The organism is Streptomyces flavalbus (assembly GCF_042674625.1).
In the GTDB taxonomy this organism is placed as follows: Bacteria; Actinomycetota; Actinomycetes; order Streptomycetales; family Streptomycetaceae; genus Streptomyces; species Streptomyces flavalbus.
The window spans coordinates 5267282-5288922 of the sequence record NZ_JBHTEB010000001.1 but is presented as its reverse complement, the minus strand read 5'-3'; the positions used below and the strand labels follow the sequence as shown (position 1 = coordinate 5288922).

Genomic DNA, 21641 nt, shown 5'->3' with positions numbered 1-21641 from the left:
GGACACATGGACAGCACGACAGCCACCTCCCTCTGGGACGAACTGACCGGCGTCCAGCCGGAGCCCGACCTGTGGGTGATGGTCGCCACGCTGGGCGCGGCGCTCGCCGTGATCGTCCCGCACGGTGTGTGGCGCGTCTCGCGCAACGCCATCACCATCGCCCACGAGGGCGGCCACGGCCTGGTCGCCCTGCTCACCGGCCGCACCCTGACCGGCATACGGCTGCACTCCGACACCAGCGGCCTGACGGTCAGCCGGGGCAAGCCGCACGGCCTCGGCATGATCCTGACGGCCGCCGCCGGGTACACGGCGCCCTCGCTGCTCGGCCTCGGCGGGGCGGCGCTGCTCGGCGCCGGGAGGATCACGCTGCTGCTGTGGCTGGCGACGGCGCTGCTGCTCGCGATGCTGGTGATGATCCGCAACGCCTACGGGGCGCTCACGGTGGTCGTCACGGGCGGCACGTTTTTGCTGGTGTCCTGGCTGACCGGGCCGCAGGTGCAGGCGGCGTTCGCGTACGCGGTGGTGTGGTTCCTGCTGCTCGGCGGGGTGCGCCCGGCCTTCGAACTCCAGGGCAAGCGGCGGCGCGGCGGCGCGGGCGACTCGGACGCGGACCAGTTGTCCCGCCTCACCCACACGCCCGCGGGGCTGTGGCTGTTCCTCTTCCACGCGGTGTCCCTGTGCTCGCTGATGGGCGGGGGACGGTGGTTGCTGGGGCTGTGACGCCGTGGCCCCGGTGAGCGGCGGGGGCTGTGACGCCGTAGCCCCGGTGAGCAGCGGGGGCTGTGACGCCGTGGCCCCGGTGAGCGGCGGGGGCGCGGGGCCGCGCCCGGCGTGCGAGCTCGACCAGCCACAACGCGCCCGGCGTCGGTCCACAAGCGCGTTCCCCGGCCGAACCCCGGAGGGCCAACCCCCACTAAAGTGGGGCGCATGACCGTTCACCCCGCCCACACCGCCCTCTGGCCCGCCCCGCACGCGAGCGGAGCCGTCGACGCGACGGTCCACGTGCCCGGGTCCAAGTCGGTCACCAACCGGGCCCTGGTGCTGGCCGCGCTGGCCTCCGAGCCCGGCTGGCTGCGCCGCCCGCTGCGTTCGCGCGACACCCTGCTGATGGCGGGCGCCCTGCGCGCCATGGGCGTCGGCATCGAGGAGACGGTGTCCTCCGCCTCCTCCGTCTCGGGCGAGCGCGTCACCGGTGAGGCGTGGCGGGTGCTCCCCACCGATCTGCACGGCCCGGCCACGGTCGACGTCGGCAACGCGGGCACGGTGATGCGCTTCCTGCCGCCGGTCGCCGCGCTGGCCGACGGCCCGATCCGCTTCGACGGCGACCCGAGGTCGTACGAGCGTCCCCTGAACGGCGTCATCGACGCGCTGCGCGTGCTCGGCGCCCGGATCGACGACGACGGCCGGGGCACGCTGCCGCTGACGGTGCACGGCGGCGGCGCGCTGGACGGCGGCCCGGTGGAGATCGACGCCTCGTCGTCGTCGCAGTTCGTGTCGGCGCTGCTGCTGTCCGGCCCGCGCTTCAACCAGGGCGTGGAGGTGCGCCACACCGGCTCCTCGCTGCCGTCCCTGCCGCACATCCGGATGACGGTCGACATGCTGCGCTCGGTCGGCGCGCAGGTGGACACCCCGGAGTCGGGCGGCGAGCCGAACGTCTGGCGGGTCACGCCGGGCGCGCTGCTCGGCCGGGACCTGACCATCGAGCCGGACCTGTCCAACGCGCAGCCGTTCCTCGCGGCGGCGCTGGTGACCGGCGGCAAGGTCCTCATCCCCGACTGGCCCGCGCGCACCACCCAGCCCGGCGACCGGCTCCGGGAGATCTTCACCGAGATGGGCGGTTCCTGCGAACTGACCGACTACGGCCTGGAGTTCACCGGTTCGGGTGCCGTGCACGGCATCGACGTGGACCTCAGCGACGTGGGCGAGCTGACCCCCGGCATCGCGGCCGTCGCCGCGCTGGCCGACTCCCCGTCCACCCTGCGTGGTGTGGCGCACCTGCGCCTGCACGAGACGGACCGGCTGGCCGCCCTCACCAAGGAGATCAACGAACTCGGCGGCGACGTCACCGAGACCGCCGACGGCCTGCACATCCGCCCGCGCCCGCTACACGGGGGCGTCTTCCACACCTACGAGGACCACCGCATGGCGACGGCCGGTGCGGTCATCGGCCTGGCGGTCGAGGGAGTGAAGATCGAGAACGTGGCGACCACGGCCAAGACCCTGCCGGACTTCCCCGACCTGTGGACCGGGATGCTCGGGGCGGCGTAGGACGCGGGGACCAGTCATGCGCCGCTACGGCAAGCACACCGACGAGGACGACATCCGCAGCCGCCCGGGCCGCCGGAACACCCGTCCACGGACGAACATCCGCCCGAAGCACGAGGACGCCGCCGAGGGCATGGTCCTCACCGTCGACCGGGGCCGCCTGACCTGCCTCGTCGAGGACCGCGTGGTCATGGCCATGAAGGCCCGCGAACTGGGCCGCAAGGCGGCGGTCGTGGGTGACCGGGTGGCCCTGGTCGGTGATCTGTCCGGCAAGAAGGACACCCTCGCGCGGATCGTCCGCATCGCGGAGCGCACCTCGGTGCTGCGCCGCACCGCGGACGACGACGACCCCTACGAGCGGGTCGTCGTCGCCAACGCCGACCAGCTCGCGATCGTCACCGCCCTCGCGGACCCCGAGCCACGCCCGCGGCTGATCGACCGCTGCCTGGTCGCGGCGTTCGACGGCGGCCTGACCCCGCTGCTGGTCCTCACCAAGTCCGACCTCGCCCCACCCGACAAGCTCCTTGAGCTGTACGGCGACCTGGACATCCCCTACGTCGTCACCAGCCGCGAGGAACTGGCCGACGGCGGCGCGGCCGACCGGGTGCGCGCCGAACTGGACGGCAAGGTCACGGCGTTCGTCGGCCACTCCGGCGTCGGCAAGACGACGCTGGTGAACGCGCTGGTACCGGAGGAGCGACGGCGTACGACGGGCGTGGTGAACGCGGTCACGGGCCGCGGCCGTCACACCACCACCTCCGCCCTGGCGCTCCCCCTCGCCGACGCGGCGGGCTGGGTCGTCGACACCCCTGGCGTACGGTCCTTCGGCCTGGCCCACGTCGACCCGTCCCGGGTGATCCACGCCTTCCCCGACCTGGAGCCCGGCACGGAGGGCTGCCCCCGCGCGTGCAGCCACGACGAGCCGGACTGCGCGCTGGACGACTGGGTGGCCGAGGGCCACGCGGACCCGGCCCGGCTGTACTCCCTGCGGCGACTGCTGGCGACGCGGGAGGCGACGGAAGGTGACTGATCTTCACGGGGTTTGCCGTTACGCGGTCCCGGTAAGGGCATAATCGCAAAGCCGGAACCAAGCCTGAGCAAAAGCTGACATGCAGTCACCGAAGGTGTGCGCGTACGGGGAGGACAGCCATGGCGTGGCTGCTGGTCATCGTTGCCGGGTTGCTCGAAACCGGCTTCGCCGTCTGTCTGAAGCTGTCCCACGGCTTCACCCGGCTCTGGCCGACGATCGCGTTCGCCGCGTTCGCGCTCGGCAGCTTCGGTCTCCTCACCCTCTCCCTGCGCAAGCTCGACGTGGGCCCGGCGTACGCGGTGTGGACCGGCATCGGGGCGGCGGGCACGGCGATCTACGGCATGATCTTCCTGGGTGACCTGGTCTCCACGCTGAAGATCGTCTCGATCAGCCTGGTCATCATCGGCGTCATCGGCCTGCAACTGTCGGGCTCGGCGCACTGAGCGCGCTGCGCACCAGCTCACCGACGCCGCACTCGTCGGGCGGGGCGGCGACGCAGGACAGCGCGAGCCGGACGGCGAGTTCGCAGGACCTCGCCAGGTCCCGGCTGCCGGACCCGGACCCCGGCGCGGAGATCACCGCGACGGCGCGGTCACGCACCATGGAGACCAGGTCGCCGGGCGAGGGCAACGGCCCGTCCGCCCGCCGCTGCGCGGGCACGGACGAGGAGGACGGCACGGACGACAGCGTCGGCGCGGGCAGCCGCTCGCCCCAGCAGCCGGTGAGCATCGCCCGCACCAGGGCGTTGTCGCGGGCGACGGCGGTCGTCCACTCGGCCGTCGCGGTCAGCCGCTCCCGCGCGTCACCGTGCGCGCCGAGCGCCCGGTCGACGCCGGCGAGATAGCCGTCCGCCTCCCGGCGCACGAGCGCCCGCGCGAGGCCCTCCTTGCTGCCGAACTCGTTGTACAGCGTCTGCCGGGACACCCCGGCCGCGGCGGCCACGTCCACCATCCGCACCGCGGACCACGGCCGCCGAAGCAACGCCGTATAGGCGGCATCCAGCAGAGACTCCCGCGCAGCAGGCATCATCGCCTCCCTCAGGGCGCCCAACCCTGAGCCCAGATTTGACGCCCCCAAACCCACTGTCAAGGGGCCTCGCAGCCCCCACGCTCCGACTCAGCCACGGACAGCCGCACCGCCGTAGCCGCCGTAGCCGCCGTGGCTGCCGTAGCCGCCATAGCCGCCATAGCCGCCATAGCCGCCATAGCCGCCATAGCCGCGGGCAGCCGTACCGCCGTGGCTGCCGTAGCCGCCATAGCTGCGGGCAGTCGTGCCACTGGGGCGGCACGGGTGGGCGCAGCGGCACCCCGTAGCGCCGGGCCGCGCGACCCACCCCGCGGTGCGCGCACCGACAGCACTCCGCGGCGCCGGGCCGCGCAACGCCCCACCCACCAGCACCGGGCCCCCAATCCGCACCGCCCACCTCACCCCCGCCCCCGTGGCCCCGCCCCACCCCCGCCATATACCGTTCCCACATGCCCGACTACCGCGATGACCTCCGCCTCGCCCACGTCCTCGCAGACGCCGCCGACGCCGCGACCACCGCCCGCTTCAAGGCCCTCGACCTCAAGGTGGAGACCAAGCCGGACATGACCCCGGTCAGCGAAGCGGACAAGGCCGCCGAGGAACTCATCCGCGGCCAGCTCCAACGCGCCCGCCCCCGCGACGCGATCCTCGGCGAGGAGTACGGAGTGGAGGGCACCGGCCCCCGCCGCTGGGTCATCGACCCCATCGACGGCACCAAGAACTACGTACGCGGCGTCCCCGTCTGGGCCACCCTCATCTCCCTGATGGAGGCGGGCGAGGGCGGCTACCAGCCCGTCGTCGGCGTCGTCTCCGCCCCCGCCCTCGGCCGCCGCTGGTGGGCCGCGAAGGGCCACGGCGCCTTCACCGGCCGCAGCCTCTCCGCCGCCACCCGCCTGCACGTCTCCGCCGTGTCCAGGCTCTCCGACGCGTCGTTCGCCTACTCCTCCCTCTCCGGCTGGGAGGAGCGCGGCCGACTCCGCGGCTTCCTGGACCTCACCCGCGAGGTCTGGCGCACGCGCGCGTACGGCGACTTCTGGCCGTACATGATGGTCGCCGAGGGCGCGGTCGACCTGTGCGCCGAACCGGAGCTGTCCCTCTGGGACATGGCGGCCAACGCCATCATCGTCACCGAGGCGGGCGGCACCTTCACCGGCCTCGACGGACGACCGGGCCCGCACAGCGGCAACGCGGCGGCGTCGAACGGCGTCCTGCACGACCAGCTCCTGGACTACCTCAACGAGCGCTACTAACGCCCCCGCGCCCCCTTGTTGACCCCCTCTTTGCCTGCCACTCTGAGAATCCCCCACTTGTGAATTTGTGAATCGATGAACAAGGGGCGGGACACTCTCACAGGAGGTGGCTCCAACCCATGCTTGTCCGCGACGCCATGAGCACCGTGGTCCTCACCATCGGTCCCACCCACACCCTCCGCCAGGCCGCCGAACTCATGTCCGCCCGCAGCGTCGGCGCGGCCGTGGTCCACGACCCCGACGCCGACGGCATCGGCATCCTGACCGAGCGCGACATCCTCAACTCCCTCGGCCTCGGCCAGAACCCCGACACCGAACCCGCCCACGCCCACACCACCACGGACGTCGTCTTCGCCGCCCCGGCCTGGACCCTGGAGGAGGCGGCCCGCGCCATGACCCACGGCGGCTTCCGCCACCTGATCGTCCTCGACGCCCGCGAACCCGTCGGCATCGTCTCGGTCCGCGACATCATCCGCTGCTGGGTCCCGGCACGGCAGCAGGTGCCCGCCTGACCCCGCCGGACATGCCAGGAGGCCGGACCCCGAAGGGACGCTGTTGGTTTATTCGGCCCCTGCTTGTGCCCCGTCGAGCGTCAGCTCGGCGGGGCACAGTGCTGCGAAGTGGCTGGTGCGGGTGCGGGCTCGTGGTGTGTCGGTGAGGTGGGCGTCGATGCGGGCGAGGTTGAGGGCGGCTCCGGTGAGCTGGTGCTGGAGGCTGGTCTTTGCCAGGCCCCGGTAGCGGGATCTGCGCAGGCCGCAACGCCCGACGGCCTGTGAGATGGTGCCTTCGACCCCGGCCCGGATCTTGTAGCGCTCTTTCCACGCATCGGTCTGCTGTTCGGCGCGGATGTGCCGGATGGCGTCGTGCTGAGCTTGCTGTTGCCGCAGCATGAGTTCCCGGCGGCGGCCGGTGGCCGAGCTGACGCAGGAGCTTAGGTGGGGACAGGGGCCGCAGCGGCTCGCGGGGAACCTGACGCGGATGACCGGCAGGCCCTTGGAGTCGTTGCGGGGATACCAGTCCGTGGCGGTGGCACCACCTGGGCAGGTCACCTGCTGGTGTTCCCAGTCGACGGCGAACGCGTCCAGCCCGAAAGCGCCCTTGGCCTGGGACGAGGTGTTGCCGGCCAGTGGCCCGTGCAGCTCGACGCCGTGCCGGGTGCGGGCGGCGAGGACGTGGGCGGCGGTGGGGTAGCCGGCATCCACCCAGTGCTCGCCGGGCAGGCAGTCCCGGGCGGCGAGGGAGGCGTGGATCTCCTCGTTCATCGCGTTGTCCGCGACGGTTGCCACGGTGGTGGCCACGTTGGTGACCAGGTTCGGAACGTCCACCTCGCCGCAGGTCTCGGTGAGGTGGACCTTGTATCCGTCCCACATGGTGTCCCGTTTGACGCCGACACGAGCCTCCGGGTCATAGGGGTTGACCAGGCGCGTCGTGCCCGGCGGCCGGTCTTTTGGGCCCCTGCGCGTCACCTCGCCGCCCACCCGGTGGAAGTGCTGGACCCAGACCCGGCGCAGAAACTCCACCTCGTCGAGTGCGCGGAGTTCTGCGGGGGCATCGGCAGCGAAGACCGCTTCCAACAGGCGTGTCCCATCCCGGCCGATCCGTGACCCCACCTCGTCCCGCTTCGCGCGGGCCTTGGGGAACCGGGAATCCTCGGCCCTGGTGGCGTAGTGACGGAACCAGTTCGGCTCAGCGATCTCGGTCAGCCAGTCCGGAGCTGCCTGCGCGAGGGCGTTCAGCGCCGCACGCAGCGTCTCGGCCACTTGCTCCAGCCAGCACAGCTCACGCGCCGACGACAGCACGTGCGAGGAGTCGGTCCGGGCCCGGCCCGCGCTCTTGAGCAGCCCTTTCTCGCGGGCTGCGACCAGCACACCGTCCATGACCCGGCGCCCGCCGTCAGCCCCGGCCAACCGGTCCCTGAACTCCGACAGCACCGAGAAATCAAAGCCGGGATCATCGAGTTGAAGCCCGAGCGCGTACTTGAAGTCGATCCGCGCCCGCACCGCCTCCGCGGCCTGGCGGTCGGTCAGCCCCTCCACGAACTGGAGCACCGACACCAGCGCCAGCCTGGCCGGAGACCAGGCAGGCCGGCCGCGTGAGGCAAACAGATCCGCGAAGTCCTCGTCGTGGAACATCGGCCCCAACTCGTCCCGCACCCGGATCGCCAGGCTGCCCTTCGGAAACGCGGCACGGGCCACCCGCACCGTCTCCGCCGGAATCTCCCCCGGACCCTTCGGCCGCAGCGACATCGACACCCACCCCCGTGCAAAAACGTCGGTCCCCACGACCACAACCGGGTCGTGGGGACCGACGTCACGCGAGGGGCCGAATAAACCAACAGCGTCCCCGAAGGGTCCGGCCTCCCGTCCACGGCAAGCGGTCCAGTGCTGGAGTTCAGCCGCGCAGGGCCTGGACCGCGGCCTCCAGCCGCTTGCCGAAGTCCTCGTCCGCCTGAGCGAAGTTGCCGATCGCGCGCTCGATGACGTCCTCGCGCGAGACCTTGGAGACAAAGCCCGCCAGGTTCTCGATCAGGCGCCCCTTCTCGTCCTCCGACATCAGCCGGTACAGGTTGCCCGCCTGCACGAAGTCGTCGTCCTCGGCGTGCACGGGAGCCGGGTGGTTGCCGGTGCCGACGGCGTACCCGTCGAACGGCTGCCACAGCGGACGCCCGGTCTGCCGCGGCCCGCCGAAGCTGTTCGGCTCGTAGTTCTTCGCCGCGCCGTGGCGGCCGTCGTACAGGAAGCCGTCCCGCGAGTTGGTGCGCGCCTCGGTGGCGTGCGGACGGTTCACCGGCAGGTGGTCGGCGTTGACGCCGACGCGGTACCGGTGGGCGTCGCCGTAGGCGAACAGCCGCCCCTGGAGCATCTTGTCGGGCGACGGGCCGATGCCCGGCACGAAGTGCGCGGGCGAGAAGATGCTCTGCTCGACCTCGGCGAAGACGTTCCGCGGGTTGCGGTTCAGCTCCAGCTTGCCGATCTCGATCGGCGGGTAGTCCGCGTGCGGCCACACCTTGGTGAGGTCGAACGGGTTGAAGCGGTACGTCGCCGCGTCCGCCGCGGGCATGATCTGCACCTGCACGGTCCAGGTCGGGAACTCCCCGCGCTCGATCGCCTCGCGCAGGTCACGCTGGTGGGAGTCGGGGTCCTCACCGGCGAGCTTGTTGGCCTCGGCCTGGGTGAGGTTCCTGATCCCCTGGTCGGTCTTGAAGTGGTACTTGACCCAGAAGACCTCACCGGCCTCGTTGTTCCATTGGTACGTGTGCGAGCCGTACCCGTTCATGTGCCGGTACGAGGCGGGAATGCCCCGGTCCCCGAACAGCCACGTCACCTGGTGCGTGGACTCCGGGCTCAGGCTCCAGAAGTCCCAGACGTTGTCCGCCTCCGTCGAGCCCGTGTACGGGTCGCGCTTCTGGGTGTGGATGAAGTCGGGGAACTTGATGGCGTCCCTGATGAAGAACACCGGGGTGTTGTTGCCGACGAGGTCGTAGTTGCCCTCCTCGGTGTAGAACTTCAGCGCCCATCCGCGCGGGTCACGCACGGCGTCGGCGGCACCGAGGTTGCCCGCCACGGTCGAGAACCGCAGGAACGTCTCGGTCTGCTTGCCGACCTCGGAGAGGAACGCGGCCCTGGTGTACGGCGTCACGTCCGCGGTGACCGTGAAGGTGCCGTAGGCGCCCGCGCCCCGGGCGTGCACGACGCGCTCCGGAATGCGCTCGCGGTTGAAGTGCGCCAGCTTCTCCAACAGGAGCTGGTCCTGGACGAGCACGGGGCCGCCGACGCCCGCCGTCTCGCTGTTCTGGTTGTCGGCAACCGGGGCACCGGCCTCCGTGGTGAGCGGTCCCTGGGTCACGTGGGCCTCCTGCGCCATTTCCGTACTGTTCCTGTCCCTTGGCTAAAACCAGCCTCGATCCTACAATAGACAATGTCTAAGTCAAGCAATGATCCAAAGTCACACCCGTTCGGGACCTGGTCCCCCTGCTGTTAGGCTGGACGCCATGAGTGACCTTCTGGAACGGCTGCGCGGACGCGGATGGCGCATGACCGCACAGCGGCGTGTCGTCGCCGAGGTCCTCGACGGCGAACACGTCCACCTGACGGCCGACGAGGTCCACGCACGGGCCGTCGCCAAGCTGCCCGAGATCTCCCGGGCGACCGTCTACAACACCCTCGGGGAACTGGTCTCCCTCGGTGAGGTCCTGGAGGTCGCCACGGACAAGCGCGCCAAGCGCTACGACCCGAACGCGCACCGGCCGCACCACCACCTGGTCTGCGCCCAGTGCGGCGCCATCCGCGACGTCCACCCCACCGGCAACCCGCTGGCCGACCTCCCGACCTCGGAGCGCTTCGGCTTCACGGTCTCGGACGTCGAGGTCACGTACCGGGGCCTGTGCCCGAACTGCGCCTCGGCCTGACCGCCGCCGCCCCCGAACACACCACAGAGGGCCGGGACCCTGAACTACTCCAGGATCCCGGCCCTCTGCTCTTGGTAGCGGGGACAGGATTTGAACCTGCGACCTCTGGGTTATGAGCCCAGCGAGCTACCGAGCTGCTCCACCCCGCGTCGGTAAACACAACCCTACGCCACCGCAACGACAAGAAGCAAACGACCCCTTACGGGCGGCTGCGGGCACACCCACCCGCTTAGCTGCAGGCACCCACACCGCCCTAGCTGCCCTACATAGCTGCGGGCAGTCGTGCCGCTGGGGCGATGGGGGTCCCCCTGCTCGAGCGAAGCCGAGAGCTTGGGGGAGGGTGGGCGCAGCGGCACCCCGCCGCGCCGGGCCGTGCAACGCCGCCGCACCAGCACCAACGCCGGTCACCCAGCAAACCGGCGAGCACGGCAGCGCAGCGTCAGGCCGACAGCTCCTCCCCCAGCGCATCCCGCAACCGAGCCGCCCGCTCAGCCACCTCCCCCGGCCCCAGCTCCACGGCCCGCCCAGCCCACCGCTGCCCCTCCACCAGCTCCCCCCGCCGCGCGTACACCAGCGCCAACCGCAACGCCGCCCGCCCGTGCCCCGCGTCAGCCGCCCGCGTCCACCACACCGCCGCCTCCGGCTCGCTCCCCTCCCGAGCCAGCAGCAGCCCCAGGTTGAACGCCCCGTTCCGCGACCCGGCCTCCGCCGCCGACCGGTACCACCGCGCCGCCTCCACCACGTCACCCCGCGCCGCGGCGAGCATCCCGACCCGCACCTGCGCACGCCGGTGCCCCTGGGAGGCCGCCCGCTCGTACCACTCCTCGCACTCGGTCTTCTGGTGCACGGACTCCCCCAGCTCGTGCCCCGACGTCCGGGGCCGCCGCGCGTCCAGGACCGTCGCCAGCCGGTACGCCGCCTCCGCGCTGCCGCCCCCCGCCGCGCACCGCAGGTGCCGTTCGGCCGCCCGCTCGTCCCCCTCGCGCAGCCGGGCGATGCCGACCTGCAACGCCGCCTCGGTGTGCCCGGCCGCCGCGGCACGCTCGTACCAGCGCAGCGCGTCCCGCTCCTCGCCGCGCCCGGCGTAGAGGATGCCCAGGTTGAACGCCGCGTCGACGCTCCCGGCCTCGGCCGCCTTGGAGAACCACGGCTCGGCGCCCGTCGCGTCCCCGCCCTGGAGCAGCAGGATCGCCAGCGCGTTCGCGGCCTCCCGGTGCCCGGCGTACGCCGCGCGCCGGTACCACTGCTCGGCCTGCGGGGTGCGTCCCTGCTCGGCGCAGAGCAACCCCAGGTTGTACGCCCCGTTGACGTCCCCGGCGTCCATCGCGGCCCGGTACCACCGCTCGGCGGTCTGGGTCTCCCCGCGCTCGGCGTGCAGCGCGCCCAGCGCGTTGGCCGCGTTGCCGTCGCCCTCCTGCGCGGCACGCAGCCACCACACGGCGGCGTTCTCGGTGTCCCCGGCGTCGCGCAGCAGGAAGCCGAGCGCGCAGGCGGCGCGCGTCTCCCCGTCCTTCGCGGACGTCAGGTACCAGCGCCCGGCCTCCTTCAGCTCCCCACGCTTCTCCAGGATCGCCCCGAGGTGCAGCGCGGCCCGCCGGTGCCCGCGCGCGGCGGCCTGCCGGTACCACTGCTCGGCCTCGGCGGCCACGGCGAGCGACCCGTCACCGGCGCCGCCTCTGGCACCACTGCCACCCCCGGCCTCGCGCGACGCCCTGCGGTCCAGCGCGCGCGCCAGCCGGTACGCCGCCTCCCGGTGCCCCCGCTCGGCCGCGGCCCGCATCCAGCGCTCGGCCGCCGCGTCCGCGCGGTGGTCGAGCAGATCGGCGAGGGCGTAGGCACCCAGCACGTGTCCCTGTTCGGCGGACTGCCGCAGCCAGTACTCGGCGGCGGGCTCGTCCCCGCGCTCACGGTGGTGGCGCCCCAGCGCGTGCGCCGCCGCGGCGGACCCGGCGACGGCGGCGATCCGCCACCATCCGGCGGCCTCGTCGGCGTAGCCGCGCTGGTGCAGCAGGACTCCGAGGTTGTTGGCGGCGGCGCGGTCGCCCGCGGCGGTGGCGGCACGCAGATGGGGCTCGGCCCCGTCGAGATCTCCACGGCGCAGCAGCATGGCGCCGAGGACGCTCATCGCCTCGACGTCACCGGCCTCGGCGGCGAGCCGCTGGCGCAGTTCCTCCGCGGCCTGCTCGGCGGCCTCCGTCGTCTCGTCCGGCGTCTCCGGGGTCAGCGGAGTGTCCGGGGTCTCCGAGGTTCCCGGGATCTCGGCGCGGGGTGCGTCGAGCACCTCGTACCGCCCCGAAGAGTGCACAAATCGCCCTGTCTCGAACAGAGTTGCCTTGTCCCCCATAACGTCCATCGTCGCACCACCTGCAACCTGGGTACACCTGGTATACCGCAGCCAGTGAGGTCACTTCAGCGTTTTGTCGACATGCCCACAGAGAGACAAGTCAAACACAGATCCCCCAACTCCCCACGGCGGCACGGCGATCCCCCACCCCGGCACATGCGTTCGCACATCACAAAGGCCCGGATCCTGATCAGGATCCGGGCCTCTGCTTCAAGTAGCGGGGACAGGATTTGAACCTGCGACCTCTGGGTTATGAGCCCAGCGAGCTACCGAGCTGCTCCACCCCGCGCCGTTGTGATGCAACCGTACCACGGCGCGGGACGAGCCCCTCACGCGGCTCTCGTCGCTCAGCTCTGGGAGCTGCCGCCCCCCTCACCGCCTCCGCCTCCGGTGCCGTCCGGCTGCGACTGGGCCTTCTCGGCCCGCTCCAGCGCGTCCTGGAGATCCTCCTGCGCCCGGCCGTACGCCTCCCAGTCGCCCTTCTTCAGGGCCTCCTGCCCGGCCTCGAACGCCTTCTGGGCGTCGTCGAGGGCGTCCTGGACGGTCGGGTTCTCGGTCGTCGGCGGTGGTGTGGTCCCGCCGCCGTCGTCCTCACCGGTGCCCTCGTCCTCGCCCGGTGGCGTCGGCTGCGTCGCGCCGTCCGCTCCGAAGACCTTGTCGAGGGCTTCGTCCAGGGTGTCCTCGAAGGCGATGGCACCTCCGTAGGTCACCAGCACCTTCCGCAGGAGCGGGTACTTGAGTCCACCACCCCGTACGTAGACCGGCTCCACGTACAGCAGCCCTCCGTCAAGTGGCACGGCCAGCAGATTGCCGTACTCGATGTCGGAGTCGCCGCCACCTTTCAGCAGCCTGATGGTCTCGGCGATGTTCTGCTCGGAGTTGAACTGGGCCTGGACCTGTTTGGGTCCGGAGACGGTCGTACTGGTCGGCAGTTTCAGGATTCTGATCTGGCCGTACCCCTCGGTGCCCGCCTCGGCGTCGACCGCCATGAACGCGCTGAGGTTGTCACGCCCGTTGGGTGTGAACGTGGTCGTCAGCGAGAACGCCTGTTCCTTCTGGTCCGGCATCCTCATGCTGAGGTAGTACGGCGGCACCGACTCGCCCGCCTTGTTGGTCGGGTCGTCCGGCACCTGCCAGACCTCGCTGCCGCTGAGGAACGTCGTGGCGTCCTTCACGTGGTAGCGGCTGAGCAGTTCGCGCTGCACCTTGAACAGGTCCTGCGGGTAGCGCAGATGGGCCATCAGCTCGTCGCTGATCGCGCTCTTGGGCTCCACCGTGCCGGGGAACGCCTTCTTCCACGTCTTCAGGACCGGGTCCTGGGTGTCCCACTCGTAGAGCTTGACCTCGCCGGTGTACGCGTCGACGGTCGCCTTCACCGAGTTGCGGATGTAGTTGACCTGGTTCTGCTGGGCGACCACCGCGCGCTGGTTGTTGGTCGCGGTCAGCGAGTCGGCCGTGGTGTCCCCGAGGGTCGTCCGCGAGGAGTACGGGTAGCCGTTCGTCGTCGTGTAGGCGTCGACGATCCACTGGATACGGCCGTCCACGACCGCCGGATAGGCGTCACCGTCGATGGTCAGCCATGGGGCGACGGCCTCGACGCGGTCCTTCGGCGTGCGGTTGTAGAGGATCCGCGAACCCTCGCCGATCGCGCCGGAGTACAGGATCTGCGGCTCGCTGAACGCCACCGCGTACGCGGCCCGGTTGATCGGGTTGGACAGGTTGACGCCGCTGTTGCCCTGGTAGCTGTAGGTCTTCTCACCGCTGTCGTCGGAGTAGTCGACCTCCTTCTGGGGGCCGCCGACGATCGAGTACATGTTGGTCTTCTCGCCGTAGTAGACCCGCTGTTCGTAGGTGCCCAGGTCACCCTTGGACGGCAGGTCGGACTCGGTGAAGTCCGGGCGTCCCCCGGAGTCGGCGCTGGTGCCCTCGGCCGCTACGACGCCGTAGCCGTGGGTGTACCGGAAGTGGTCGTTGATCCAGTTGTTCTTCGGGATGCCGCTGAGGTTGATCTCGCGCAGACCGATGACCGTGTCTTGTTCCTTGCCGTCCTTGCTGTAGCGGTCGACGTCCAGGTTGGTCGGGAACGCGTAGTAGTTCCTGATCTGCTGGAGCTGCTGGAACGTCGGCGAGACGATGTTCGGGTCCATGATGCGGATGCTGGCCGTCTGACCGACGTCGTCGCGCAACTGGCTCCGGTCCTCGGTCTGGCTCGAACCCGGGTAGTCCGTGACCTTGGCGCCGTCGATCCCGTACGCCTGCCGCGTCGCCGCGAGGTTCTTCTCGACGTACGGCGCTTCCTTGGCCTGCTCGTTGGGCTGGACCTGGAACTTCTGCACGATCGCCGGGTACAGCCCGCCGATCAGGATCGCCGACAGCACCATCAGGCCGAAGCCGATGACGGGCAGTTGCCAGGTGCGCCGCCAGATGGTGGCGAAGAACAGCAGCGCGCAGATGACGGCGATGCAGAACAGGATGGTCTTGGCCGGGAGGTAGGCGTTGGCGTCGACGTACCGCAGGCCGGTCCAGTTGTCCGTCGCCTTGAAGTCACTGGACTTCACCGCGAGGCCGTAGCGGTCGAGCCAGTAGGCGACCGCCTTCAGCGCGACGAAGATGCCGATGAGCACCGACAGGTGGCCGGTCGCGGCGGCCGTCGCGCGCGCGCCGGGGCTGGTGACGCGCAGCCCGCCGTACAGGTAGTGGGTCAGCGCGGCGGCGATCACGGAGAGGATCGCGGCGGCGAAGCCGAAGCCGAGCAGGAACCGGTACCAGGGCAGGTCGAAGGCGTAGAAGGAGACGTCCAGGTGGAACTGGGGGTCCTTCTGGCCGAAGGAGACGCCGTTGACCCACATCAGCCAGGTCCGCCACTGACCGGAGGCGGAGGCGCCCGCGATCAGGCCGACCAGGGCGGTGATGCCGAACAGCAGCCACTTCTTGTAGGGCGCGATGCCCAGGCGGTACCGGTCGAGGTTCTGCTGCTCCATCGACATCGCGCTCAGCGGCGGTCGCAGCCGGTGCGCCAGCCAGATGTTGAAGCCCACGGCGAGTGCCATCAACAGGCCGAAGACGAAGAACAGTCCGATCTTGGTCCACAGGGTGGTGGTGAAGACGGACGAGTAGTGCACCGACCGGTACCAGAGCCAGTCCGTCCAGAAGCCCGCGAACATGGTGAACGCCATGCCGAGAACGGCCAGCACGCCCAGTGTCATGAGCAGGGTCCGGACACGCCGGGACGGGCGGCCCACTCTGATCCGTGGCCCCGTCGGGCCTCCGCCGCGGTCCGGCATCTGGAAAGCCAAGGTGGCACCTCGAAGTTCGCTGTTGGTCTGTCAGGCGCCCGTGTCCGCGGGCCCCCGTCGGGCCCCGTGATCGTAGGGCCTCACCTATGCAACTTACCTACGCTTTACTCAGTTCCCGATTCGGGGTGCGAACGAGGCAGGATTGTGACCATGTCCAACACTCCCATGGCGGCGAGCCCGCTCACCCGGGCCGTACTCGAGATCGACGAGTACGCCTCCGGCCTCGGCTGGGACCAGCCCGCCCGCCTCTTCGCCCTCGTAGACACCGCTCGGCTGCGGACCCAGGAACCCTCCCTCGCGGCGCAGCTCGGCCTGGATGAGGAGCAGGAGACCACCGGCCTCACCCCGATCGAGCAGGACGAGATTCCAACGGACCGGGCCCTCGACGAGTTCCTCGGCACGATCGCCTGGCCGGACGCGGTGGCCGGGTGCGCCCTGACGGTGGAGCGGCTGATGCTCCCGCCGTCCGCGGAGGCCCAGGTTCCGCAGGACCTCGACGAGGCGCAGCTCGCGAAGTGGGTCGCCGGGCACCCCGAGCGCCAGGAGGTCCGCATGACGGTCGCCGTGCTGCGGGACGGGTCCCGTGAGTCGGCGCTGCGGCTGCGGGAGAAGGACGCCGCGACCGAGGTCCTCACGGGCGCCGACCTGGTGCCGGGCCTGGCCGAGGCGCTGGCGGCGACGTTCGAGGACTGAGCTTCCTGAGCCCGGGGCTGTCCCGCCGCCGCGGCGCGGGTCAGCCCTTGGTGTCGCACCCCGGGAGGTCGTCCGTGTCGCCCGCGCGGATGTCCTCCAGCGCGCCGAGGGCGTCGTCGATGGTGTTCACCTTGACGAGGGTCAGGCCGTCCGGGGTGTCCTTGGCGGCCGACGCGCAGTTGTCGGCGGGCGTCAGGAAGTACTCCGCGCCCTTGTCCCGGGCGCCGACCGTCTTCATCTCGATGCCGCCGATCGGACCCACCTTGCCGTCGTCGTCGATGGTGCCGGTGCCCGCGACGAAGGCCCCGCCGGTGAGGCTGCCGGGGGTGAGCTTGTCGTAGATGCCGAGCGCGAACATCAGCCCGGCGCTCGGGCCGCCGACGTCCGCGAGCTTGATGTCAATGTGGAACGGGAACGTGTGGTCCGTCCCGGCGGAGATGCCGACGATGGCGCGCTTCTCGCCGGTGTCGTCGGACGTCGTCGTGGTGATCGTGACGTCCTTGGTGACGGTGGCCGAACGGTTCTCCTTCTCCGCGGCGGCCTGCTCCTTCGCGGGCACGATGGTGAAGACCACGTCCTCGCCGGGCTTGTGCTTGGTCACCAGCTCCGCGACGTCGGCCGGTTCCTTCACCGTCGTCCCGTCGACGGACTTGATGACGTCCCCGGCGTGCAGGGCGCCCTCGGCCGGGGAGTCCTTGACGACGGTGGAGACGACGACCCAGGACCTGACCGAGATGCCGAGTTCCTTCAGGGCGGCGACCTTCGCGCTCTCCTGGGACTGGCTGAACTCCTCGGCGTTCTCCTGGGTCGACTCCTCCTCGGTCTTGCCGTCCGGGTAGAGCGTGTCGTGGGGCACGACCTTGTTGTCGTGTGAGAGCCAGCCGTAGACGGCCTCGACGAGGTTCATCTTGTAGTCGGCGCTGGTGACGCGGACCGTGGTCATGTTCAGGTGACCCGTCGTCGGGTACGTCTTGCGGCCCTCGATCTGGAGGACCGGCTCACCGTCGTGCTCGGCGAGGGTGTTCACCGTCGGCCCCGGGGACATCTCCGAATACGGCACGGGGATGAGCACTCCCGCGCACAGGAGCGCGATCAGCATCAGGGTGGAGGCGAGCATCGTCGCGGTGCGGCGTGGCATGACTCGACAGTACGGGACGGCTCTGTCAGCGCACCGTCAGGGCCGTCCGTCCGGGGACGCCCCCCGTGACCTCGGGGGACACCGACCGCCGGGGCGGTCAGCCGCCCGAGTGGGACTTCTCCATCGCCGCGCGGAAGCGGGCGTACCCGTCGAGTTCGGGGCCGTCGCTGCGGGCCTTGCGGGTGCGGTTGGCCCAGCTTCCCCACAGGCCGCCGCCGACCGCGGCCACAAGCGGAATCAGCAACCAGGCGAGCGCCCCCATGCCGACCTCCCACGCACACGCGTCCGCAACTGACTGATCAGCAGATTAAACCTCCGCACGGACAACGCTGGCGCCAGGGGTGCGGTTACGCAACCGGAATGTTCAGCAGGCGCCGACGGAATGTTCAGCAGGCGCCGACCCATTCCTCCGTACCATCGGAGAACTTCTGGTGCTTCCAGATCGGCACCTCGTGCTTGAGGTCGTCGATCAGCTTCCGGCAGGCCTCGAACGCCTCCCCCCGGTGCGGACACGAGACGGCCACGGCGACGGCGAGGTCGCCCACCCTGAGGTCACCGATCCGGTGGACGGCGGCGAGCGCGCGCACCGGGTACTCGGCGACCACCTTCTCGGCGATCCGCCGCATCTCGGCCTCGGCGGTGGGGTGACAGGAGTACCCCAGCTCGTCGACGTCCGCCCCGCCGTCGTGGTTGCGCACGGTCCCGACGAACAGCGCCGTCCCCCCGGCCGCGTCGTCCCCGACCGCGCGGAAGACCTCGTCGAGGGAGAGCGGCGCCTCCCGGATCCCGATCAGCTTGATGGGGTCCTGGGCGCCCTGCTCACCGGGGTGGTCCTTAGTGTCTGCCATACCTCCATCGTGCCTTACGCCCGGACGGCCGACCCAGCCCGTCCGGGGTTCGCGGAGGCGGCGCGGAACCTCAGATCCGGCGCCGCGCCTTCCGGGCCCGCCGTACCACCGCCGCCGCGCCCAGCAGCGCCACCGTCGCCCCGGCCGCGCCCGCCGCCGTCGCGTCCTTCCGGCCCAGCCGCCGCCCGGCGACGGTGTGCCGCCCGGACACCTCCTCCAGCAGCTCGGCCAGCACCTCCTCGTTGGTCCACTGCGCCCGCCACCCGGCGTCGTGCAACCGGCTCCCGCTGACCACCCACGGGTACATCGTGTACGCCAGGTCCCCGGCCGGGGACGGCGTGAGCCCGATGCGGTGCAGCCGCGCCGCCGCGCCCAGCGCCACCGCGCTCGGCAGCTCCATGCGCCGGATGCCGCTCAGCTCCTCGACCTCCTCCTGCTCCAGCCACCCGTCGCAGCCCACGGCCAGCTCGCCCTCGACCTTCTCCAGGACGGCGTACTCCAGGGCGCTGCACAGGTCCTCGACGTGGCAGAACTGCCAGGCGGGCCGCGAACCGGCCACCACCAGCAGCCGCGGCGACTCGAAGTACCGGGTCAGCGCGGTGTCGGTGCCGCCGACGAGGACGGCGGGGCGCACGACGGTGACGTTGAGCCCGGGGTGCGCGCGGGGCGCCCGGCGCGCGAGCCGTTCGATCTCCAGCAGGTCCCCGACCCCGGTGGCCTCCGCGGTGGCCCGCAGCTCGGCGTCCTCGGACAGCGGCAGCTCGTTGTCCGGCAGCGCGCCGTAGACCATCGCCGAGGTGCACAGCACCACCCGGTGCACCCCGGCCGCCGCGGCGGCCGTCAGCACGGTCTGCGTCCCCCGGACGTTGTAGGCCGTCCGGGCGGCGGCGTCGGTCTCCAGGTCGAGGTCGACGGCCAGGTGCACGACGACGTCCGCGCCGCGCAGCTTCTCCGCGATCGCCGGATCGCGCACGTCGAGGATGTGCCACTGCGCCGCCGCGCACTCCCCGCGCCGCTCGTCGACGGCGACGACCTGCCTGATCTCCTCCGACGCGGCGAGCCGCTCGGTGAGCAGGGCCCCGATGCCGGACGCGGCGCCGGTGACCGCGACGACGGGCCCGCGCGGGGCGGACGGGGTTGAGTGGTTTCGCGCTGCGCGAACCTGCGGATCTGGGGAACTCACCGGGTGTCTCCAGCGGTTGTCTTCACATACGAGCGCGAGTGACGCGTACGTACCAGGTGGCATCCATCCTGCCGCAGGCCATGCGTCGGCGAAGCACCGAGGCCCGAACCGCCCGTGGTGTCTACGCTGGAGGGTGTTGTCGGGCAGCCGCGCCGCCGGAAAGAACCGGTGGCCTTACCAGCCGAGGAATCCCGTGAGTGACACCCCATTCGGATTCGGCCTTCCGCCGGAGGAGCCGGACGACGGCGACGAGGGCAAGAAGAAGGACCAGCAGAGCGGTGGTGGGCAGGGACCGGCCAACCCGTTCGGTTTCGGAGGTCTGCCCGGCGCCGGAGGCTTTGGCGGCCCCGGTGCGGACAACCCGCTCGCTGCCATGTTCGGTTCCCTGAACCCCACCGACCTGGGCGCCGCGTTCCAGCAGCTCGGCCAGATGCTCTCCTACGAGGGCGGCCCGGTGAACTGGGACATGGCCAAGCAGATCGCCCGCCAGACGGTCAGCCAGGGCGCCCCTGACGGCACCAAGGACTCAAGCGTCGGCCCCGCCGAGCGCACCGCCGTCCAGGAGGCCGTCCGCCTGGCCGACCTGTGGCTGGACGACGTGACGTCCCTGCCGTCCGGCGCCGGTTCCGCCGTGGCCTGGAGCCGCGCGGAGTGGGTCGAGGCGACCCTGCCCGCCTGGAAGGAACTGGTCGACCCGGTCGCCGAGCGGGTCGGCGGCGCCATGGGCGACGTCCTGCCGGAGGAGATGCAGGCCATGGCGGGCCCGCTGATCGGCATGATGCGCTCCATGGGCGGGGCGATGTTCGGCACGCAGATCGGGCAGGCCGTGGGCGTGCTCGCGGGCGAGGTCGTCGGCTCCACCGACATCGGCCTGCCGCTCGGCCCGGCGGGCAAGGCCGCGCTGCTGCCGGTGAACGTCGACGCGTTCGGCAAGGACCTGGGCGTCCCCAAGGAGGAGGTGCGGCTGTACCTCGCCCTGCGCGAGGCCGCCCACCAGCGCCTCTTCGCCCACGTGCCGTGGCTGCGCTCGCACCTGTTCGGCGCCGTCGACGGCTACGCGCGCGGGATCAAGGTCGACACCGCCAAGCTGGAGGACGTGGTCGGCCAGTTCGACCCGCAGAACCCCGAGCAGTTGCAGGACGCCCTCCAGCAGGGCATGTTCCAGCCGGAGGACACCCCCGAGCAGAAGGCCGCCCTGGCCCGTCTGGAGACGGCTCTGGCCCTCGTCGAGGGCTGGGTGGACGCGGTGGTCCACGCCGCCGCCAAGCCGCGCCTGGGCTCCGCGGACGCCCTGCGGGAGACGCTGCGCCGCCGCCGCGCCTCGGGCGGGCCCGCGGAGCAGACGTTCGCCACCCTGATCGGCCTGGAGCTGCGCCCGCGCCGCCTGCGGGACGCCTCCCGGCTGTGGGCGTCCCTCACGGACGCGCGCGGCGTCGACGGCCGGGACGCCCTGTGGGCCCACCCGGACATGCTCCCGAACGCCTCCGACCTGGACGACCCGGACGGCTTCGTGCACCGTGAGCACGCCGACTTCTCCGAGCTGGACAAGATGCTCGGCGAGGCGGCGGGCGGCTCCCCCGGCAAGCCCGACCTGAGCAAGGAACCCGAGAAGGACGACGACAGCGAGTGACCCTGTACGACGACGCGGTCCTCGTGCTCAAGGGGTACGAGGACCAGCCAGAGCTGCGCCAGAGCTACCTGGACCACCTGGCGGCCCACCCGGACGGCGTATGGAAGTCCTGCGGCGACGGCCACGTCACGGCCAGCGCCCTGGTGGTCGACCCGGGGCGCGGCCGGGTGCTGCTGACCCTGCACCGCAAGCTGCGCATGTGGCTGCAGATGGGCGGCCACTGCGAGCCCACGGACGCCTCCCTCGCGGAGGCGGCGCTGCGCGAGGCCAGGGAGGAGTCCGGCGTCACCGGGCTCACCCTGCTCCCGGGCGGCCCGGTGCGGCTGGACCGCCATCCCATCCCGCCGCCGTGCCACTGCCACTACGACGTGCAGTACGCGGCGATCGCCCCGCCCGGCGCCCTGGAGGCCATCAGCGACGAGTCACTGGACCTGCGCTGGTTCGCCTACGACGAGGTGGCGGACGTCGCGGACGACTCGGTCGTACGACTGCTGGAAGCGACACGCGCGCGGCTGTGAACGGGTGACGGG

19 protein-coding genes and 2 tRNA genes are annotated in these 21641 nt (G+C 71.4%); 10 read left to right on the top strand and 11 right to left on the bottom strand.

Features of this window, described 5'->3' with window-relative positions:
• Nucleotides 1-6 precede the first annotated feature (6 nt).
• The 4 genes from ACFQZ6_RS23885 to ACFQZ6_RS23870 all read left to right on the top strand — a co-directional run bounded on the left by ACFQZ6_RS23885 (nt 7) and on the right by ACFQZ6_RS23870 (nt 3738).
• On the top strand, nt 7-720 hold the full coding sequence (locus ACFQZ6_RS23885) for a M50 family metallopeptidase (RefSeq protein WP_381612293.1): 714 nt from the start codon (nt 7-9) through the stop codon (nt 718-720).
• A 207-nt stretch (nt 721-927) separates the two neighbouring features.
• Complete coding sequence (aroA, locus tag ACFQZ6_RS23880; protein ID WP_381612291.1) at nt 928-2268, top strand: 3-phosphoshikimate 1-carboxyvinyltransferase; 1341 nt, start codon at nt 928-930, stop codon at nt 2266-2268.
• A 16-nt stretch (nt 2269-2284) separates the two neighbouring features.
• Entirely contained in the window at nt 2285-3295 is a 1011-nt protein-coding gene (gene rsgA, locus ACFQZ6_RS23875; protein ID WP_381612289.1) for a ribosome small subunit-dependent GTPase A, read from the top strand.
• 119 nt (nt 3296-3414) lie between these two features.
• Nucleotides 3415-3738, top strand: coding sequence for a DMT family transporter (locus tag ACFQZ6_RS23870; protein ID WP_381612287.1), 324 nt, complete (start codon nt 3415-3417; stop codon nt 3736-3738).
• Here the strand turns inward: ACFQZ6_RS23870 and ACFQZ6_RS23865 are convergent.
• Entirely contained in the window at nt 3704-4324 is a 621-nt protein-coding gene (locus ACFQZ6_RS23865; protein ID WP_381612285.1) for a TetR/AcrR family transcriptional regulator, read from the bottom strand. The genes ACFQZ6_RS23870 and ACFQZ6_RS23865 overlap by 35 nt on opposite strands.
• A gap of 446 nt (nt 4325-4770) precedes the next feature.
• Here ACFQZ6_RS23865 and hisN point away from each other — a divergent pair, with 446 nt between their 5' ends.
• Both hisN and ACFQZ6_RS23855 read left to right on the top strand, forming a co-directional pair.
• Nucleotides 4771-5571: a histidinol-phosphatase gene (hisN, locus tag ACFQZ6_RS23860; protein WP_381612284.1), complete on the top strand. Its 801-nt coding sequence runs from the start codon at nt 4771-4773 to the stop codon at nt 5569-5571.
• 119 nt (nt 5572-5690) lie between these two features.
• Nucleotides 5691-6083: a CBS domain-containing protein gene (locus tag ACFQZ6_RS23855; RefSeq protein ID WP_381612282.1), complete on the top strand. Its 393-nt coding sequence runs from the start codon at nt 5691-5693 to the stop codon at nt 6081-6083.
• A gap of 48 nt (nt 6084-6131) precedes the next feature.
• Here the strand turns inward: ACFQZ6_RS23855 and ACFQZ6_RS23850 are convergent, their stop codons facing one another.
• Complete coding sequence (locus ACFQZ6_RS23850; protein WP_381612280.1) at nt 6132-7817, bottom strand: IS1182 family transposase; 1686 nt, start codon at nt 7815-7817, stop codon at nt 6132-6134.
• Nucleotides 7818-7962: 145 nt separating this feature from the next.
• Nucleotides 7963-9435, bottom strand: a complete 1473-nt coding sequence (locus tag ACFQZ6_RS23845; RefSeq protein WP_381612278.1) for a catalase — start codon at nt 9433-9435, stop codon at nt 7963-7965.
• A gap of 127 nt (nt 9436-9562) precedes the next feature.
• Between ACFQZ6_RS23845 and ACFQZ6_RS23840 the strand changes: the two genes are divergently transcribed.
• On the top strand, nt 9563-9979 hold the full coding sequence (locus tag ACFQZ6_RS23840) for a Fur family transcriptional regulator (protein ID WP_381612276.1): 417 nt from the start codon (nt 9563-9565) through the stop codon (nt 9977-9979).
• A gap of 72 nt (nt 9980-10051) precedes the next feature.
• Here the strand turns inward: ACFQZ6_RS23840 and ACFQZ6_RS23835 are convergent.
• The 4 genes from ACFQZ6_RS23835 to ACFQZ6_RS23820 all read right to left on the bottom strand — a co-directional run bounded on the left by ACFQZ6_RS23835 (nt 10052) and on the right by ACFQZ6_RS23820 (nt 15607).
• A tRNA-Met gene (locus tag ACFQZ6_RS23835) sits at nt 10052-10128 on the bottom strand.
• Nucleotides 10129-10418: 290 nt separating this feature from the next.
• Nucleotides 10419-12332: a sel1 repeat family protein gene (locus ACFQZ6_RS23830; RefSeq protein WP_381612274.1), complete on the bottom strand. Its 1914-nt coding sequence runs from the start codon at nt 12330-12332 to the stop codon at nt 10419-10421.
• A 206-nt stretch (nt 12333-12538) separates the two neighbouring features.
• Nucleotides 12539-12612 (bottom strand) — tRNA-Met (locus ACFQZ6_RS23825).
• Between the two features lie 58 nt (nt 12613-12670).
• A complete protein-coding gene (locus tag ACFQZ6_RS23820) occupies nt 12671-15607 on the bottom strand; it encodes a UPF0182 family membrane protein (protein WP_381618594.1) in 2937 nt (978 codons plus the stop codon).
• A 162-nt stretch (nt 15608-15769) separates the two neighbouring features.
• On the opposite strand from ACFQZ6_RS23820, the gene ACFQZ6_RS23815 reads away from it, so the two are divergent.
• Nucleotides 15770-16312 (top strand): PPA1309 family protein, encoded by a 543-nt coding sequence (locus tag ACFQZ6_RS23815; protein ID WP_381612272.1) that lies wholly within the window; start codon nt 15770-15772, stop codon nt 16310-16312.
• Between the two features lie 40 nt (nt 16313-16352).
• On the opposite strand, the gene ACFQZ6_RS23810 is transcribed toward ACFQZ6_RS23815, so the two are convergent.
• The 4 genes from ACFQZ6_RS23810 to ACFQZ6_RS23795 form a co-directional block, all read right to left on the bottom strand.
• Entirely contained in the window at nt 16353-17450 is a 1098-nt protein-coding gene (locus tag ACFQZ6_RS23810; protein ID WP_381612270.1) for a YlbL family protein, read from the bottom strand.
• Nucleotides 17451-17547: 97 nt separating this feature from the next.
• Complete coding sequence (locus tag ACFQZ6_RS23805; RefSeq protein ID WP_381618919.1) at nt 17548-17694, bottom strand: hypothetical protein; 147 nt, start codon at nt 17692-17694, stop codon at nt 17548-17550.
• Between the two features lie 142 nt (nt 17695-17836).
• Nucleotides 17837-18298, bottom strand: a complete 462-nt coding sequence (locus tag ACFQZ6_RS23800) for a molybdenum cofactor biosynthesis protein MoaE (protein WP_381612268.1) — start codon at nt 18296-18298, stop codon at nt 17837-17839.
• A 70-nt stretch (nt 18299-18368) separates the two neighbouring features.
• Nucleotides 18369-19481, bottom strand: coding sequence for an SDR family oxidoreductase (locus ACFQZ6_RS23795; RefSeq protein WP_381612266.1), 1113 nt, complete (start codon nt 19479-19481; stop codon nt 18369-18371).
• Nucleotides 19482-19674: 193 nt separating this feature from the next.
• Here ACFQZ6_RS23795 and ACFQZ6_RS23790 point away from each other — a divergent pair, with 193 nt between their 5' ends.
• Complete coding sequence (locus tag ACFQZ6_RS23790; RefSeq protein WP_381612264.1) at nt 19675-21111, top strand: zinc-dependent metalloprotease; 1437 nt, start codon at nt 19675-19677, stop codon at nt 21109-21111.
• A complete protein-coding gene (locus ACFQZ6_RS23785; protein WP_381612262.1) occupies nt 21108-21629 on the top strand; it encodes an NUDIX hydrolase in 522 nt (173 codons plus the stop codon). The genes ACFQZ6_RS23790 and ACFQZ6_RS23785 overlap by 4 nt, the downstream gene beginning before the upstream one ends.
• Nucleotides 21630-21641 lie beyond the last annotated feature (12 nt).